The organism is Pseudomonas sp. LLC-1, assembly GCF_002992185.1.
GTDB lineage: Bacteria > Pseudomonadota > Gammaproteobacteria > Pseudomonadales > Pseudomonadaceae > Aquipseudomonas > Aquipseudomonas monteilii.
This window is the reverse complement of sequence record NZ_LUVY01000014.1, coordinates 232,829-250,000: the sequence shown is the minus strand read 5'-3', so window position 1 is coordinate 250,000 and position 17,172 is coordinate 232,829. Positions and strand designations below refer to the sequence as shown.

Annotated in this window: 16 protein-coding genes; 15 read left to right on the top strand and 1 reads right to left on the bottom strand. The window is 63.4% G+C overall.

What is annotated here, in order from left to right:
* Positions 1-6 precede the first annotated feature (6 nt).
* From hscB to A0O30_RS14450, 15 genes are all read left to right on the top strand, one after another.
* Positions 7-528: a co-chaperone HscB gene (hscB, locus tag A0O30_RS14520; RefSeq protein ID WP_060501842.1), complete on the top strand. Its 522-nt coding sequence runs from the start codon at positions 7-9 to the stop codon at positions 526-528.
* Positions 529-570: 42 nt separating this feature from the next.
* Positions 571-2,433 (top strand): Fe-S protein assembly chaperone HscA, encoded by a 1,863-nt coding sequence (gene hscA, locus A0O30_RS14515; protein ID WP_104834021.1) that lies wholly within the window; start codon positions 571-573, stop codon positions 2,431-2,433.
* 3 nt (positions 2,434-2,436) lie between these two features.
* Positions 2,437-2,778 (top strand): ISC system 2Fe-2S type ferredoxin, encoded by a 342-nt coding sequence (gene fdx, locus A0O30_RS14510; protein ID WP_012270595.1) that lies wholly within the window; start codon positions 2,437-2,439, stop codon positions 2,776-2,778.
* A 10-nt stretch (positions 2,779-2,788) separates the two neighbouring features.
* Complete coding sequence (gene iscX, locus A0O30_RS14505; protein ID WP_016713204.1) at positions 2,789-2,989, top strand: Fe-S cluster assembly protein IscX; 201 nt, start codon at positions 2,789-2,791, stop codon at positions 2,987-2,989.
* Between the two features lie 88 nt (positions 2,990-3,077).
* Complete coding sequence (gene ndk, locus A0O30_RS14500; RefSeq protein ID WP_008092560.1) at positions 3,078-3,503, top strand: nucleoside-diphosphate kinase; 426 nt, start codon at positions 3,078-3,080, stop codon at positions 3,501-3,503.
* Between the two features lie 28 nt (positions 3,504-3,531).
* Positions 3,532-4,677 carry a 23S rRNA (adenine(2503)-C(2))-methyltransferase RlmN gene (gene rlmN, locus A0O30_RS14495; RefSeq protein WP_012270596.1) on the top strand — a complete coding sequence of 382 codons (1,146 nt, stop codon included), beginning with the start codon at positions 3,532-3,534 and terminating at the stop codon, positions 4,675-4,677.
* A 14-nt stretch (positions 4,678-4,691) separates the two neighbouring features.
* On the top strand, positions 4,692-5,453 hold the full coding sequence (pilW, locus tag A0O30_RS14490) for a type IV pilus biogenesis/stability protein PilW (protein WP_105946970.1): 762 nt from the start codon (positions 4,692-4,694) through the stop codon (positions 5,451-5,453).
* Positions 5,450-6,487 carry a RodZ domain-containing protein gene (locus A0O30_RS14485; RefSeq protein WP_105946969.1) on the top strand — a complete coding sequence of 346 codons (1,038 nt, stop codon included), beginning with the start codon at positions 5,450-5,452 and terminating at the stop codon, positions 6,485-6,487. Before pilW ends, A0O30_RS14485 begins: the two co-directional genes overlap by 4 nt.
* A gap of 3 nt (positions 6,488-6,490) precedes the next feature.
* Entirely contained in the window at positions 6,491-7,600 is a 1,110-nt protein-coding gene (ispG, locus tag A0O30_RS14480) for a flavodoxin-dependent (E)-4-hydroxy-3-methylbut-2-enyl-diphosphate synthase (RefSeq protein WP_105946968.1), read from the top strand.
* A 25-nt stretch (positions 7,601-7,625) separates the two neighbouring features.
* The gene (hisS, locus tag A0O30_RS14475) at positions 7,626-8,915 is read left to right on the top strand and encodes a histidine--tRNA ligase (RefSeq protein WP_105946967.1); all 1,290 of its coding nucleotides are present in this window, start codon (positions 7,626-7,628) and stop codon (positions 8,913-8,915) included.
* 38 nt (positions 8,916-8,953) lie between these two features.
* Entirely contained in the window at positions 8,954-9,595 is a 642-nt protein-coding gene (locus A0O30_RS14470) for a tetratricopeptide repeat protein (protein ID WP_060501832.1), read from the top strand.
* Complete coding sequence (gene bamB, locus A0O30_RS14465; protein ID WP_003248513.1) at positions 9,596-10,738, top strand: outer membrane protein assembly factor BamB; 1,143 nt, start codon at positions 9,596-9,598, stop codon at positions 10,736-10,738.
* A 116-nt stretch (positions 10,739-10,854) separates the two neighbouring features.
* Complete coding sequence (gene der / locus A0O30_RS14460; RefSeq protein ID WP_105946966.1) at positions 10,855-12,318, top strand: ribosome biogenesis GTPase Der; 1,464 nt, start codon at positions 10,855-10,857, stop codon at positions 12,316-12,318.
* Between the two features lie 211 nt (positions 12,319-12,529).
* Positions 12,530-13,678 (top strand): pyridoxal phosphate-dependent aminotransferase, encoded by a 1,149-nt coding sequence (locus tag A0O30_RS14455; protein ID WP_105946965.1) that lies wholly within the window; start codon positions 12,530-12,532, stop codon positions 13,676-13,678.
* Positions 13,666-14,457 carry an amidohydrolase gene (locus tag A0O30_RS14450; RefSeq protein ID WP_105946964.1) on the top strand — a complete coding sequence of 264 codons (792 nt, stop codon included), beginning with the start codon at positions 13,666-13,668 and terminating at the stop codon, positions 14,455-14,457. The genes A0O30_RS14455 and A0O30_RS14450 overlap by 13 nt, the downstream gene beginning before the upstream one ends.
* A 129-nt stretch (positions 14,458-14,586) precedes the next feature.
* Here the strand turns inward: A0O30_RS14450 and A0O30_RS14445 are convergent, their stop codons facing one another.
* Positions 14,587-17,142 (bottom strand): sulfite reductase flavoprotein subunit alpha, encoded by a 2,556-nt coding sequence (locus tag A0O30_RS14445; RefSeq protein WP_105946963.1) that lies wholly within the window; start codon positions 17,140-17,142, stop codon positions 14,587-14,589.
* Between the last annotated feature and the right edge of the window lie 30 nt (positions 17,143-17,172).

Below are 17,172 nucleotides of genomic sequence, written 5' to 3'. Positions count from 1 at the left end.
CTGGCTGTGGGTACTCCTTGTCATTACGCATTGTTTGACCTCCAGCCAAGCTTCCGCCTGGACCTCGACAAGCTGGCCACTCGCTACCGCGAGTTGGCCCGCGAAGTCCATCCCGACCGCTTTGCCGACGCCTCCGAGCGTGAGCAGCGTGTAGCGCTGGAAAAGTCCGCAGCCCTCAACGACGCTTACCAGACACTGCGCAGTGCGCCGCGTCGCGCCCGCTACCTGCTGGCCATCAGCGGCCATGAAGTGCCTCAGGAAGTCACTGTCCACGACCCGGACTTCCTGTTGCAGCAGATGCAGTGGCGCGAAGAGCTCGAAGAGTTGCAGGACGAAGCCGACCTTGACGGCGTGGGTGTGTTCAAGCGGCGCCTGAAGGCTGCCCAGGACACCCTGAACGAGGACTTTGCCGCCTGCTGGGATGCCCCAGGCGAGCGCGAAAAGGCCGAGCGCCTGATGCGCCGCATGCAGTTCCTCGACAAGCTCGCCCAAGAAGTGCGCCAACTGGAAGAGCGCCTCGACGATTAACCCGGTGTCGCCCGTGATGGCACCTAAGGTATTCAGATAAGCATGGCCCTACTGCAGATTGCCGAACCCGGTCAAAGCCCTCAGCCGCACCAGCGCCGCCTGGCGGTGGGGATCGACCTGGGTACCACCAACTCTCTGGTCGCCGCATTGCGCAGCGGCCGTAGCGAGCCCCTGCCTGATGCGCAGGGTAACGTCATTCTGCCGTCCGCGGTGCGCTACCTTGAAGGGCGCAACGAAGTGGGGCAGGCCGCACGTGATGCCGCTTCCAGCGACCCGCTGAACACCGTGCTGTCGGTCAAGCGCCTGATGGGGCGCGGCCTGGCCGACGTCAAGCAACTGGGCGAGCAGCTGCCATACCGCTTTGTGGGTGGCGAGTCGCACATGCCGTTCATCGACACGGTGCAGGGGCCGAAAAGCCCGGTGGAAGTGTCCGCCGATATCCTCAAGGTGCTGCGCGAGCGCGCCGAAGCGACCCTGGGTGGTGAGCTGGTAGGCGCGGTGATCACCGTGCCGGCCTATTTTGACGACGCCCAGCGCCAGGCCACCAAGGACGCTGCGCGCCTGGCAGGCCTGAACGTGCTGCGCCTGCTCAATGAGCCGACCGCGGCAGCCGTGGCCTATGGCCTGGACCAGAACGCCGAAGGCGTGGTGGCCATCTATGACCTGGGCGGCGGTACCTTCGATATCTCCATCCTGCGCCTGACCGCTGGCGTGTTCGAAGTGCTGGCCACTGGTGGCGATACTGCCTTGGGCGGCGACGATTTCGACCACGCCATTGCCGGCTGGATCATCGAGCAGGCTGGCCTGTCGTCCGACCTGGACCCGGCCACCCAGCGTGCGTTGCTGCAAACAGCATGCGCCGCCAAGGAAGCCCTGACCGACGCCGATGTGGTCAGCGTCAGCCATGGCGCCTGGCAGGGCGAACTGAGCCGCGCCGCCTTCGAAGCCATGATCGAGCCGCTGGTTGCCCGCAGCCTCAAGGCCTGCCGCCGCGCCGTGCGCGACAGTGGCGTGGAGCTGGAAGAAGTCAGTGCGGTGGTCATGGTGGGTGGCTCGACCCGCGTTCCGCGTGTGCGTGAAGCCGTGGGCGCGCTGTTCGGCCGTACCCCGCTGACCTCGATCGACCCTGACCAGGTGGTGGCCATCGGTGCCGCCATTCAGGCCGACACCCTGGCCGGCAACCGCCGCGAAGGTGGCGAACTGCTGCTGCTCGATGTCATCCCGCTGTCGCTGGGTCTTGAGACCATGGGCGGGCTGATGGAGAAGGTGATCCCGCGCAACACCACCATTCCGGTGGCGCGTGCCCAGGAGTTCACCACTTATAAAGATGGCCAGACGGCCATGATGATCCACGTCCTGCAGGGCGAGCGCGAGCTGATCAGCGACTGCCGCTCGCTGGCCCGTTTCGAACTGCGCGGCATTCCGGCCATGGTTGCCGGTGCGGCGAAAATCCGCGTCACCTTCCAGGTGGATGCCGACGGCCTGCTCAGCGTTGCCGCCCGCGAACTGGGCTCGGGCGTGGAAGCCAGCATCCAGGTCAAACCGTCCTACGGCCTGACCGACGGCGAAATCGCCCGCATGCTGAAGGATTCCTTCGAGCACGCAGGTTCCGACAAGCACGCCCGCCAGCTGCGCGAGCACCAGGTGGACGGCGAGCGCCTGCTTGAAGCGGTACAGGGCGCTCTGGACGCCGACGGTGAGCGCCTGCTCAGCAGTGACGAGCGCGAAGCCATCGAATTCCAGATGCAAGAACTACGTGATTTGCTGGCCGGCACCGATGGCGCAGCCATCGAGCAACAGACCAAGCGTCTGTCGCAGGTGACCGACGCATTTGCCGCCCGTCGCCTTGATTCGACGGTCAAAGCCGCACTGGCCGGGCGCAACCTGAATGAGATCGAGGAGTAACCGATGCCGCTGGTGACATTCCTGCCGCATGAGAAGTTCTGCCCCGAGGGGCTGACCGTGGAGGTGCCGACCGGGACCAACATCCTGGAACTGGCCCACGACCATCACATCGAGATGGAAAGTGCCTGCGGCGGCGTCAAGGCCTGTACCACTTGCCACTGCATCGTGCGCAAGGGTTTCGACTCGCTGGAAGAAGCCGACGAGCTGGAAGAAGACATGCTGGACAAGGCCTGGGGCCTGGAAGCGCAGTCGCGGCTTGGTTGCCAGGTGGTCGTCGCTGACGAAGACCTGACCATCGAGATCCCCAAGTACTCGCTCAACCACGCCGCTGAAGCGCCGCACTGAGGTTTGCACCATGAGCCTGAAATGGATTGATGTACTTGAGATCGCCATTCAGCTTGCAGAAAGCAAGCCTGAGGTCGATCCTCGTTATGTGAATTTCGTAGACCTGCACCGCTGGGTGCTGGCATTGCCAGAGTTCAGCGACGATCCGTCACGCGGCGGTGAGAAAGTGCTCGAGGCCATCCAGGCTGCCTGGATCGACGAAGCCGACTAAGCGTCACTTGCAGGTTAGGCAATCCCCCGGAACCCGCGTATAATTCGCGGGTTTAATTTTTCGTGTCACTCATATTCTGGAGTTTTCCATGGCTGTTCAACGTACTTTCTCGATCATCAAGCCTGACGCCGTTGCCAAAAACGTCATCGGCAAGATCACCACTCGCTTCGAAGAAGCCGGCCTGAAAATCGTTGCCTCGAAAATCAAGCAACTGTCCAAAGCCGAAGCCGAAGGCTTCTACGCTGAGCACAGCGCTCGCGGCTTCTTCGGTGACCTGGTTGCCTTCATGACTTCCGGCCCGGTTGTTGTTCAGGTTCTGGAAGGCGAAAACGCCATCGCTCTGAACCGTGAGCTGATGGGCGCTACCAACCCTAAAGAAGCTGCTGCCGGCACCATCCGTGCTGACTTCGCCGAGTCGATCGACGCCAACGCCGTTCACGGTTCGGACTCCGAAGCTGCTGCTGCTCGCGAAATCGCTTACTTCTTCGCTGCTACCGAGGTAACCACTCGCTAAGCGAAAGCTTACGGGTGAGGGTGAATCCATGACGACATCTACTGGCAAAATCAACCTGTTGGGTCTGACCCAGCCGGAAATGGAACAATTCTTCGACTCGATCGGGGAAAAACGCTTCCGTGCCGGCCAGGTGATGAAATGGATTCACCATTTTGGCGTGTCCGACTTTGCGGCCATGACCAACGTAGGCAAGGTCTTGCGCGAAAAGCTCGAGGCCGTTGCCGAGATTCGGCCTCCGGAAGTGGTCAGTGAAGACATTTCCGCCGACGGTACCCGCAAGTGGGTGATCCGCGTTGCCTCCGGCAGCTGCGTCGAGACCGTCTACATTCCTACCGACGACCGCGGCACCTTGTGCGTATCGTCGCAAGCCGGCTGTGCCCTGGACTGCAGTTTCTGCTCCACCGGCAAGCAAGGCTTCAACAGCAACCTCACTGCCGCCGAAGTGATCGGCCAGGTGTGGCTTGCCAACAAATCCTTCGGGACCGTCCCTGCCAAAGTCGACCGCGCGATTACCAACGTGGTGATGATGGGCATGGGCGAGCCCTTGCTGAACTTCGACAACGTCATCGCCGCCATGAAAATCATGATGGATGACCTGGGCTATGGCATTTCCAAGCGTCGCGTCACCCTGTCCACCTCGGGCGTGGTGCCGATGATCGACGAACTGGCCAAGCACATCGACGTGTCGCTGGCCCTGTCGCTGCACGCACCGAACGACGAGCTGCGCAACAAGCTGGTACCGATCAACAAGAAGTACCCGCTGAAAGTGCTGCTGGAATCGTGCATGGGCTACATGTCCACCCTGGGTGGCAAGCGCGTGCTTACTGTCGAGTACACCCTGCTCAAGGACGTCAACGACCAGCCTGAGCATGCCGCACAGATGATCGAGTTGCTGCGCGACGTGCCGTGCAAGATCAACCTGATCCCGTTCAACCCGTTCCCGCATTCGGGCTACGAGCGGCCAAGCAACAACGCCATTCGTCGCTTCCAGGACCTGCTGCACCACGGTGGCTTCAACGTCACCACGCGCACCACCCGTGGTGACGATATCGATGCTGCCTGCGGTCAGCTGGTCGGCCAGGTCAACGACCGCACCCGCCGTAGCGAGCGCTATATTGCCGTGCGCCAGCTTTCCGCAGACGTCGAGCTGCAAGACAGCGCCGCCAGCCACTGACCGGGACCTTGCCCATGAGCCTGCGCGCCGCGCTGTCGATCCTTGCGCTCTCGCTGCTGGCCGGCTGTGTGTCGGGCGGTGCGAGCGACCCCCTGGCCAGCCGCCAGGGCAGGGCGGAGGCGGGGCGGGCTTATGTGCAACTGGGCCTGGGGTATTTGCAACAGGGTTTGACCGAGCAGGCCAAGGCGCCACTGGGCAAGGCCCTGGCCCTCGACAGCACTGATGCCGACGCGCACGCGGCCCTGGCGCTGGTGTTCCAGGCAGAAGGTGAGCCGGCGCTCGCTGAAGCCCACTTTCGCAAGGCCTTGCAAGCCCGCGCCGGCGACACGCGAATGCGCAACAATTACGGCAGTTTCCTTTATGCTCAGGGGCGATTTGCCGAGGCCGAGCAGATGTTTCGCCTGGCCAGCGCCGATACCCTGTATCCTGAGCGCTCACGCGTGTACGAGAACCTGGGCCTGACTGCCCTGAAGCTCGATCGCCGCGACCAGGCGCATGCTTATCTGCTGAAAGCGTTGCAACTCAACCAGCGGCAACCGAAAGCGTTGCTGGAAATGGCTGAGTTGTCCTACGAAAACAGGCATTATGTGCCGGCCCGGGACTACTACGATCGTTTCAGCCAGTTGAGCGACCACGATGCCCGTAGCCTGCTGCTGGGCAGCCGCCTTGCCCGGGTGTTCGACGAGCAGGGCACACTGGCCGAGATGGGCCAGCAATTACAACGACTTTATCCCGGTACGCCGGAATATCAGCAATACCTGTCGGAGCAACGATGAACGCCGCGCATCCCGAAGTAGCAGTAGCGCCTGGCCAGAACCCCGGTGAGCTTTTGCGCCTGGCCCGTGAGAAACGGGACTGGTCTCAAGCCGAGGTGGCCCGCAAGCTCAACCTCACTGTCAGTTCGTTGAACCACGTGGAAACCGGCGCCTTCGACAAGCTGCCCGGGCATACCTTTGCCCGTGGCTACATCCGCGCCTATGCCAAATTGATGGAACTCGACCAGGCCGCCTTGGTAGAGGCCTTCGACCGCTACACCGGCACCCACGCCAAAGGCAGCGAGGTGCACTCGCTGGGCCGTATCGAAGAGCCGGTGCGCCTGTCGCACAACATCCTGCGCGGTGTCAGCCTGCTGTTGCTGGTGGCTGTGGTCGGTGGCGGCTTCGTCTGGTGGCAGGACCAGGGCAGCCTGCGTGGCAAAGACCTGGCCAAGATTGCTTTGGAGCACGTCGAAGTCGAAAGCGCCGACGGCACCACCCAGATTCACCCGCTCGATGAGCCTGAAGACCAGGCTGTATCCGCTGGCCAGCAAGCCGAAAGCGCACCGCTGGCGCTGGAGCAGGGCGCTGCCGAACAGCCCGCCGCCGCCGCTGAACAGGCCCCGGCAAGCCCGGCGCCAACCCTTGCTGCAGTGCCAGTGCCGACACCGGCCCAGCCAGCGCCCGCGCAACCTGCACCTGCTGCAGTGGCTACCCCGGTAGCACCGGCGGCTACCCCGGCACCGGCCGCTGTTGCACCTGCCGCACCGGCGCCGGTCGTGGCCGCCACCGAGCCAGCCGCAGTACCGGCTGGCAGCGCCAAGGTTGCCATCCAGTTCACCGCCGATTGCTGGACCCAGGTGTCCGATGGCAACGGCAAGGTGCTGTTCAGCGCCATCAAGCGCAAGGGGGACAACCTCGAACTGACCGGCAAGCCGCCGTTCGCGGTGCGCCTGGGCTTTGCCCGTGGTGCCCAGGTCAGCTACAACGGCCAGGCCGTCGATGTTGCCCCGTTCACCAGTGGCGAGACCGCTCGCCTGAAGTTGGGACAGTAAGTCATGCACGGCGAATCTCCGATCAAACGTCGCGAATCCCGCAAAATCTGGGTCGGCAATGTGCCGGTGGGTGGTGATGCGCCCATCGCGGTGCAGAGCATGACCAACACCGACACCAACGATGTGGCCGCCACCGTGGCGCAAATCCAGCGCCTGGTCGATGCCGGCGTAGACATCGTGCGCGTTTCGGTGCCGGACATGGACGCCGCCGAGGCGTTCGGCAAGATCAAGCAGCTGGTCAGTGTGCCGCTGGTCGCCGACATCCACTTCGATTACAAGATTGCCCTGCGTGTGGCCGAACTGGGCGTGGATTGCCTGCGCATCAACCCCGGCAACATTGGCCGTGAAGACCGTGTACGCGCCGTGGTCGATGCCGCCCGCGACCGTGGTATCCCGATCCGTATCGGGGTCAACGCCGGCTCCCTGGAAAAAGACCTGCAGAAGAAGTACGGCGAGCCGACCCCGGCCGCATTGGTCGAGTCGGCGCTGCGCCACGTCGAGCACCTCGACCGCCTGGACTTCCAGGACTTCAAGGTCAGCGTCAAGGCCTCCGACGTGTTCATGGCCGTCGAAGCCTACCGCCTGCTGGCCAAGCAGATCGTGCAGCCGCTGCACCTGGGCATCACCGAAGCCGGTGGCCTGCGTTCGGGGACGGTGAAATCCGCCGTCGGCCTCGGTATGCTGCTGGCCGAAGGCATTGGCGATACCATCCGTATCTCGCTGGCGGCCGACCCGGTCGAAGAAGTGAAAGTCGGCTACGACATCCTCAAGTCGCTGCACCTGCGCTCGCGTGGCATCAACTTCATCGCCTGCCCGAGCTGCTCGCGGCAGAACTTCGATGTGGTCAAGACCATGAACGAGCTGGAAGGGCGCCTGGAAGACCTGCTGGTGCCGCTGGACGTGGCAGTGATCGGTTGCGTGGTCAACGGCCCGGGCGAAGCCAAGGAAGCCCATGTAGGGTTGACCGGCGGTACGCCGAACCTGATCTACATCGATGGCAAGCCTACGCAGAAGCTGACCAACGACAACCTGGTCGATGAGCTGGAAAAACTCATCCGCCAGAAAGCGGCCGAAAAGGCCGAAGCCGACGCGGCGCTGATCGCCCGTGGCTGACACACAGAATTCGTAAGGACTATTCGTGAGCAAATCGCTGCAAGCCATCCGTGGCATGAACGACATCCTGCCAGAACAGTCGCCACTGTGGCGCTACTTCGAAGGCACCGTGGCCGGGCTGCTGGACACCTACGGGTACAGCCAGATCCGTACGCCGATCGTCGAGTTCACCGAGCTGTTCAAGCGCTCGATCGGTGAAGTGACCGATATCGTCGAAAAAGAGATGTACACCTTCGAGGACCGCAACGGCGATTCGCTGACCTTGCGCCCTGAAGGCACCGCCGCCTGCGTGCGTGCCGTGCTGGAGCATGGCATCACCGGCAATGGCCAGGTGCAGAAACTGTGGTACATCGGCCAGATGTTCCGCCACGAGCGCCCGCAGAAAGGCCGCTACCGCCAGTTCCACCAGATTGGCGTGGAAGTGTTCAACCTGGACGGCCCGGACATCGATGCTGAGCTGATCATGCTGACCTGGCGCCTGTGGGGCCTGCTGGGCATCCAGGACGCGGTCAAGCTGGAGCTTAACAGCCTGGGTACCAGTGAGGCCCGTGCACGCTACCGTGACGCGCTGGTCGAGTTCCTCTCGGCGCGCCTGGAGCAGCTGGACGAAGACAGCCAGCGCCGCCTGAAGAGCAACCCGCTGCGCATTCTCGACAGCAAGGACCAGAACACCCAGGCCGTCCTGGTGGGGGCGCCGAAGCTGGAAGACTACCTGGACGAAGAGTCCCGCGTGCACTTCGAAGGCCTGAAGGCCCGCCTGGACGCAGCCGGCATTCCGTTCGTGATCAACACCAAGCTGGTGCGTGGCCTGGACTACTACAGCAAGACCGTGTTCGAGTGGGTCACCGACAAGCTTGGCGCCCAGGGCACCGTGTGTGCCGGCGGCCGCTACGACGGCCTGGTCGAGCAGATGGGCGGCAAGCCGACCACCGGCGTTGGTTTCGCCATGGGTATCGAGCGCTTGATCCTGCTGCTGGAAACCCTCGGCAAGGTACCGGAGTCCATCAGCCGCCAGATCGACGTCTACCTGTGCGCCTTTGGCGAGCAGGCCGAACTGGCTGGTCTGCGCCTGTCCGAAAGCCTGCGTGACCGCTTGCCGGGCCTGCGCCTGGCAGTAAACGCCGGTGGTGGCAGCTTCAAGAGCCAGTTCAAGAAAGCCGACAAGAGTGGCGCGCTGTTCGCCCTGATCCTGGGCGACGACGAGCTGGCCAAGCAAGAAATCGGCTTGAAGCCCCTGCGTGGCCAGGGCGAACAACAGAACATTGCCTGGGATGCTCTGGCAGAGCACCTGGAAACCGCGATCGCGCAGGCGTAACGCGGTTCAACAACGAATAGGCGAAAAGGAGTATTGGGGTGTCGAGTACCGATGATGATGATCTGGCAGGCGTCAAGGACTGGTGGAACCGCAACGGCAAGCCGCTGCTGACCGGCGCATTGCTGGCCGGCGTGGTGGTATTGGGCTGGAATACCTGGCACAAGTACCAGAACAACCAGTCGCAAGGTGCCTCGCAGCTGTATCAGGCGTTGCTTGAGACCAGCCTGACGCCGACTGGCCAGCCAGACGCCTCCAAGGTCGCGGAACTGGCCGGCAAGCTCAAGAGCGAGTTCGGCGGTACTGCTTACGCCCAGTACGGCAGCCTGTTCGTGGCCAAGGTGGCAGTCGAGAGCGGCAAGCTCGACGACGCCGCTGCCGAGCTGAAAAGCGTGCTGGACAAGCCGGCCGACGTGACCTTGGGCGAGATTTCGCGCCAGCGCCTGGCTCGCGTGCTGGCCGCCCAGAACAAGGCCGAAGACGCCCTCAAGCTGCTTGACGGCGACGCCGACAAAGCCTTCCTGGCCAGCCGTGAAGAGTTGAAAGGTGACCTGCTGGTGCAACTGGGCCGTGCCGCCGACGCACACAGCGCTTACGAAAAAGCCAAGGCTGCGCTGTCCGATGACGCGGCAGTCGGTGGCCTGCAATTGAAGCTGGATGACCTGGCTAAAGGGGACGCGTAAGTGATCGGTTGGAAACATGCAGCAGTGCTGACCCTGGCCGTACTGGCCGCAGGTTGCAGCAGCAACAGCAAGAAGGAACTGCCTCCGGCCGAGCTGACCAAGTTCACCGAGGAAGTGGTGCTGAAGAAGCAGTGGAGCCGTTCGATCGGTGACGGCCAGGGTGAGACCTACAACACCCTGGTGCCGGCCATCGAGAACGACCGTATCTACGCCTCCGACGTCAACGGCGAAGTGTTCGCCCTGGACCGCATCACTGGCGATGTCGTGTGGAAGAAGGACCTGGAGCTGCAGGTTTCCGGCGCAGTTGGCGTGGGCTACGGCCTGGTCATGCTCGGCACCCTCAAGGGTGAAGTGATTGCCCTGGATTCCAGCACCGGTGAAGAGCGTTGGCGCTCGCGCGTGACCAGCGAAGTGCTGGCCCCGCCTGCCAACAACGGTGACGTAGTGGTAGTTCAGACCCAGGACGACCGCCTGATCGGCCTGGATGCCGCCACCGGCGACCGCCGCTGGATCTACGAAAACTCCCCGGCCGTGCTGACCCTGCGTGGCACTGGTGCACCGATCGCCACCAACCGCCTGGCCGTCGCCGGCCTGTCCACCGGTAAAGTGGTAGCGGTGGACATCAACAATGGCGTACCCGTGTGGGAAAGCCGTGTGGCCATCCCCAAGGGCCGCTCCGAGCTGGACCGTGTGGTTGATATCGACGGCGGCTTGCTGCTGTCTGGTGGTACCCTGTACGTCAGCACCTACCAAGGCCGTGTAGCGGGCCTGGACCTGGAAAGCGGTCGCGAGCTGTGGCAGCGCGATGCTTCCAGCTATGTGGGCGTCGCCCAGGGCTTCGGTAACGTCTACGTCAGCGAAGCATCGGGTACCGTGGAAGGCGTGGATGAACGCTCCTCCAGTGCCCTGTGGAGCAACGACAGCATGGCTCGCCGCCAGTTGACCGCACCTGAAGTGTTCAGCAGCTACGTGGCAGTGGGTGACTTTGAAGGTTACCTGCACCTGCTGAGCCAGGTGGACGGCCGCTTCGTCGGCCGTGAGCGTATCGACAGCGATGGCCTGCGCGCCCGCCCACTTGTGGTCGGTGACACCATCTACGTCTTCGGCAACAGCGGCAAGCTCGAGGCACTGACCATCCGCTGAAGCTATGCTTGAAGCCTTGGCGGGCTTCAAGCCGCGGCGTAGGACACGCCGCCCGTACTCCGGCCGCTGCCTTGCAGCGGCCTTTGCATTTTCAAGAATTCGAGAGTGGAGAGCCGATGGTTCCCGTAATTGCCCTGGTGGGCCGCCCGAACGTCGGCAAATCCACCATGTTCAACCGCCTGACCAAAACCCGCGATGCCATCGTCGGTGACTTGTCGGGCCTGACCCGTGACCGCCAGTATGGCGATGCCAGCTGGCAGGGTCGTTCCTTCATTCTGATCGACACCGGTGGTATTACCGGTGACGAAGTGGGCATGGACGAGAAAATGGCCGAGCAGTCGCTCATGGCCATTGAAGAAGCGGACTACGTGCTGTTCCTGGTCGATGCCCGCGCCGGCATGACCGCCGCCGACCAGATGATTGCCGAGCACCTGCGCAAGCGCAACAAAGAGGCGATTCTGGTCGCCAACAAGATCGACAACATCGACGCCGACGTTGCCCGCGCCGAGTTTTCGCCGCTGGGCATGGGCAACGCCATTCCGGTGGCGGGCTCCCAGGGCCGTGGCATCAACGCGCTGATGGAGGCCGTGCTTGGCCACCTGCCGCGCGACCAGGTCGAAGAAGCCCTGGACGCCGAAGTCGCCGAAGGCGAAGAGGCCGTGCGCATCCCTGGCCCGAGCGAGAAAGATGGCATCAAGATCGCCATCATCGGCCGCCCGAACGTGGGTAAATCCACCCTGGTCAACCGCATGCTCGGTGAAGAGCGCGTGGTGGTCTATGACCAGCCGGGTACCACCCGTGACAGTATCTACATCCCGTTCGAACGCGATGACGAGAAGTACACCTTCATCGACACCGCCGGTGTGCGCAAGCGCGGCAAGATTCACGAGGAAGTCGAGAAGTTCTCGGTGGTGAAGACGCTGCAGGCGATCAAGGACGCCAACGTGGTGATCTTCGTCATGGACGCCCGCGAAGGTGTGGTGGACCACGACCTGAACCTGCTGGGCTTTGCCCTGGAAGCGGGCCGTGCCATCGTCATCGCCCTGAACAAGTGGGATGGCATGCAGCCGGGCGAACGCGACTACGTGAAGACCGAGCTGGAGCGCCGGCTGTTCTTCGTTGACTTCGCCGACATTCACTTCATTTCTGCCTTGCATGGCACTGGTGTGGGCAACCTGTACAAGTCGGTGCAGGCTGCGTTCAAGTCGGCGGTAACCCGTTGGCCGACCAGCCGCCTGACGCAGATCCTGGAAGACGCCGTGAGCGAGCACCAGCCTCCGCTGGTGAACGGTCGCCGCATCAAGCTGCGCTATGCCCACCTGGGGGGTGCCAACCCGCCGCTGATCGTGATTCACGGTAACCAGACCGAGAAGATTCCAAAGTCGTACTCGCGTTACCTGGAGAACACCTACCGCCGCGTGCTGAAGCTGGTCGGTACGCCGATCCGCATCGAGTACAAGGGCGGTGAGAACCCGTACGAGGGCAAGAAGAACACCCTCACCGACCGCCAGGTCAACAAGAAGCGCCGCCTGATGTCGCACCACAAGAAGGCCGAGAAGAAGCGCCGCGACAAGCGCTGATTCCGCGTCTTCCTCTTCGCGGGTAAACCCGCTCCCACAGGTACTGCACAGTTTTCGAAATCTGTGGTGTCCCTGTGGGAGCGGCTTTAGCCGCGAAGAGGCCCGTTGATCCAGCGCAATGCCCCTAATGTTTCAACCTTTTTCCTGACCGCTCGATCCGCTATGCTCGGACTCCACCCCGTGCCGGATACACCCCAGGAAAGAGGGCTCCATGATCCGCAGCAAACTGCCGAATGTCGGCACGACCATCTTCACCACCATGTCCCAGCTCGCCGTGCAGACCGGCGCGCTCAACCTGTCCCAGGGTTTCCCTGATTTCAACGGCCCACAGGCCCTGCTCGATGCAGTAGGCCGGCATGTGGCCGCCGGGCATAACCAGTACTCCCCGATGACCGGCCTGCCGGCCCTGCGCCAACAGGTGGCAGCCAAGGTCGAGCGCCTGTATGGCGCCAAGGTGGATGCCGATCAGGAAGTGACCATCACCCCCGGTGCCACCGAGGCGATCTTCTGCGCCATCCAGGCGGTGGTGCATGCGGGTGACGAGGTCATCGTCTTCGACCCTTGCTACGACAGCTACGAGCCATCCGTGGAACTGGCCGGTGGCCGCTGCGTGCATGTGCAACTCAGCGACGGCGACTTCCGCATCGACTGGCAGAAGTTCAGCGATGCCTTGAGCCCGCGCACGCGCATGGTCATCCTCAACTCGCCGCACAACCCCAGCGGCGCGCTGATCACCCGCGAAGACCTTGACCAGCTGGCAAAGCTTATTGCCGACCGCGATATTTACCTGGTCAGCGATGAAGTCTACGAGCACCTGGTGTACGACGGCGTGCGCCACGCCAGCGTGCTGGCCCATGAGCAGTTGTACCAACGCGCCTTCGTGGTCAGCTCGTTCGGCAAGACCTACCACGTGACCGGCTGGAAGACCGGCTACGTGATCGCCCCTCCGGCGCTTAGTGCGGAGCTGCGCAAGGTGCACCAGTACGTCAACTTCTGCGGCGTGACGCCATTGCAGTGCGCGCTGGCCGACTTCATGGCCGAGCACCCCGAGCACATCGATGAACTGCCGGCCTTCTACCAGGCCAAGCGGGACCTGTTCTGCGGCTTGCTGGACGGTTCACGGTTCAGCTTCACCCGCACGACGGGCACCTATTTCCAGCTGGTGGACTACTCGCAGATCCGCCCGGACCTGAACGATGTCGACATGTCGCTGTGGCTCACCCGTGAGCACGGCGTGGCGACCATTCCGGTGTCGGTGTTCTACCAGCAACCCATCCCCGAGCAACGCCTGGTTCGCCTGTGCTTTGCCAAACGAGAGGAGACGCTGCGTCAGGCAGCGGAACGACTATGCGCGATCTGAGCACACTGCCGAACCTGAAAGTCGCCCTGGTGCAAACCACCCTGGCCTGGCACGACCGCGAGGCCAACTATGCGCACTTCGAGGTGCTGCTGGAGCAGGTGGGCGAGGTGGACCTGGTAATCCTGCCGGAAATGTTCACCACCGGTTTTTCGATGCAATCGGAAAGCCTGTGCGAGCCGGAGAACGGCCCGACCTACAAGTGGCTGAAGGCCCAGGCGAAGAAATGTAACGCGGTGATTACCGGTAGCGTGATCATCCAGGCCGCTGACGGCAGCCACCGCAACCGCCTGCTGTGGGCGCGGCCGGACGGCGAAATCCTGCATTACGACAAGCGCCACCTGTTCCGCATGGCCGGTGAGCACAAGCACTACACCCCGGGCGAGCGGCAGGTCCAGTTCGAGCTCAAGGGCTGGCGAATTCGCCCACTGATCTGCTACGACCTGCGCTTCCCGGTGTGGAGCCGCGATGCCCAGGACACCGACCTGCTGCTGTACACCGCCAACTGGCCGGCTGCGCGCCGCCAGCACTGGAACCGGCTGCTGCCGGCGCGGGGGATCGAGAACCTGTGCTATGTGGCGGCGGTGAACCGGGTGGGTACGGATGGTAAAGGCTTTGCCTATTCGGGGGACAGCCAGGTGCTGGACTTCCAGGGCGAGAGCCTGCTCAGTGCCGGGGAGGCGGACGGGGTGTTTACAGCCGTGTTGAGTGCGGCGGAGCTGGCGGCTTACCGGGCCAAGTTCCCGGCCAACCTGGATGCCGATACCTTCGAGCTGCACTGACAACCTGTACCGGCCCTATCGCCGGCAAGCCAGCTCCAACAGGTACAGCACCCGGCCCGAGGGCAGTAGGGTACCTGTGGGAGCTGGCTTGCCGGCGATAGGGCCGGTACTGGCTACATCAATGATTGATCAGTAAACATCCCGTCGATACCGCCCATCTTCGATCAACTGCTGCACAGCGGCCTCCCCAAGCATACCGTTGAGCGCTGCATCCACCCCCGCAGCCATGCCTTGCAGGCTGCCGCAGACGTACACGCATGCGCCGTCAGCCACCCAGCGCTTGAACTCCTCGGCCTGCTGCAGCAACACATCCTGCACATACACCTTCTCGGCCTGATCCCGCGAGAACGCCAGGTCCAGCCGTGCCAGATCACCGCTTTCCTGCCAGCCTTGCAGCTCATCGCCACACAGCAGGTCATGCGCCCGGTTACGCTCGCCGAACAGCAGCCAGTTACGCTGCTCGCCAGCATTCACCCGCGCCCGGATCAGGCTACGCAGGCCGGCCAGACCGGTGCCGTTACCGATCAGAATCATCGGTGCAGTACTTTCCGGCAGGTGGAAGCCGCTGTTACGCCGCAGGCGCAGGCTCAAGGTGCCGTTCAGCGGCAGGTACTCGGTCAGCCAGCCCGAGCCCAGGCCCAGGTGGCCATCGGCATGGCGTTCCTGGCGCACGATCAGCTCCAGCACGCCATCGCTGGCGATCGAGGCGATGGAGTATTCGCGACTGCCGATCGGCACCAGTGCATCGATCAACGCCTGCGGCTGCAAGCCGATCAAGTGATCACGGCGTGCCGGCAACTGGCGGCCAGCGAGGGCCTGGGCCAGGGTTTCGCTCAGGCCATTCACCTGCACCTTGGCACTGGCGTCTAGCGCCAGGCCATTGAGGAAAGCGTCGACACGGGGCTGGCCATTGAGTGGCAGGATCTCCACCAGGTCCCCGGCCTCCCAGCTGGCAGGCGCTTGCGGTTGCAAGCCAAGCAGGTACACCGGCTGCCCCTGGCTGCCAGGGTTCAACAGTTCGCGGCGCACCAGTGACCAGTTGCCAAAGCTCGGCGGCTGCCAGGCGGCCACCGGCTGGGCGCCGGTCAGCTGCGCCAGTTCTTGCTGCCACTGCTGCAGCGCTGCCTGGTCGGCATTGTCCACTTCCACCGGGCTGAACGCGCTGCTGGCGCCGCGCTCACCCAGCCATGCCTGCAAGCGGCGGGCGAAGCCGCAGAAGTGCGGATACTGGCGGTCGCCGAGGGCGAGTACAGCGTAGCTGAGGTTGTTCAGCGCCCAAGGTTGGCCAAGCACCTTGCGCTCGAAGGCGCGGGCGCTGTCGGGGGCTTCGCCGTCGCCGAAGGTGCTGACCACGAACAGCGCGCGGCGGGCTTGGCGAAGGTCGTTTTCACCCAGTTCGGCCAGGGCGCGCACCTGTACCGGCATGCCCGCTGCTTGCAGCTGCCCGGCGCTCTGCCAGGCCAGTTGCTCGGCAAAGCCGCTTTGGCTGGCAAAACCGATCAGCCAGCTTTCGCCGCTGCCATCGTTGCTGGCAACGTTGCCTCGTGCCTCGCGCACCTGGCGCTTCTTGCGGCGGCGGTCGAGGTACAGCAGCCAGCCGGTGACGAAGAACAGCGGCATGGTCAGGCTGGCGATGGTGACGATGATGCGGCCCGGCAGGCCGAAGTATTCGCCAACGTGCAGGGCGTAGACGCTCTGCAGCAGCTGGGCCTTGAAGGACTTGTCGGTGTAACGGTCGTGGTTTTTCACCTGTCCGGTGGCAGGGTCCAGCACCAGGGTGTTGAAGGCGCGTGGGTGGGCGGAGTCGTCCAGCAGGTAGAACAGGTTGGCCGGCTGGCCGCCAACCGGTGGCAGGCGCAGGTTGTAGGCGGCAAGGCCCGGGCCGGCAGCGTCCTTGAGGTTGGCCCAGATCGCGTCATAGTCGACCACCAGCGGCGGGGCGTTCTTGTCGACTTTCTGCGGCCCGTGGCGGCCACGGCCTTCGCCGCGTTTTTGTTGCTGGCCGGCGGCCGGCGCGTCGGCCAGCAGCTTGTTCAGTCCTTCGCGGTACCACTCGTAGGACCAGAACAGGCCAGTCAGGGCGAATAGCAGATAGAACAGCAGGCACCAGGTGCCGGCCACGGCGTGCAGGTCCCAGTTGAAGGCTCGGCCTTTCTTGGCCCAGTCGAAGGTCAGCCAGGTGCGCCAGTCCAGCGCCTTGCGCGGCCAGCGCAGGTACAGGCCGGAGAGGCAGAAGAACACCAGCATCAGGGTGCAGGCACCGGTAATCTGCCGGCCGGTGTCGCCCATGGCCAGGAAGCGGTGCAGGTTGAGCATGAGGTTGAAGAAGCCTTGCCCGGCCACTTCGCCCTTGAGTTCGCCGGTATAAGGGTCGGCATAGCGCAGCTCGCCACGGCGTTCGCCCGGTGGCGGCATGAAGAAGACCCGTGCGGCGTTACCTTCACGCACGTCGACCCACAGCATCGACACCTTGTCGTGTTGCTGGGCCTCTACACGCTGCACCAGTTCGACTGGCGGCAGCACGCCTTCGGCGCGCACCTCTACCTTGAGCACATCGGCATTGAATGCGCGCAACAGTTCTTCCTGGAACGAATACAAGGCCCCGGTGATGCCCATCAAGGCCAGCACCAGGCCAGCGGTGATGCCAAAGAACCAGTGCAATTGGAACAGCGTCTTCTTCACCACGTCTCTCACCTTGTGTTGCTGCCGCTACCT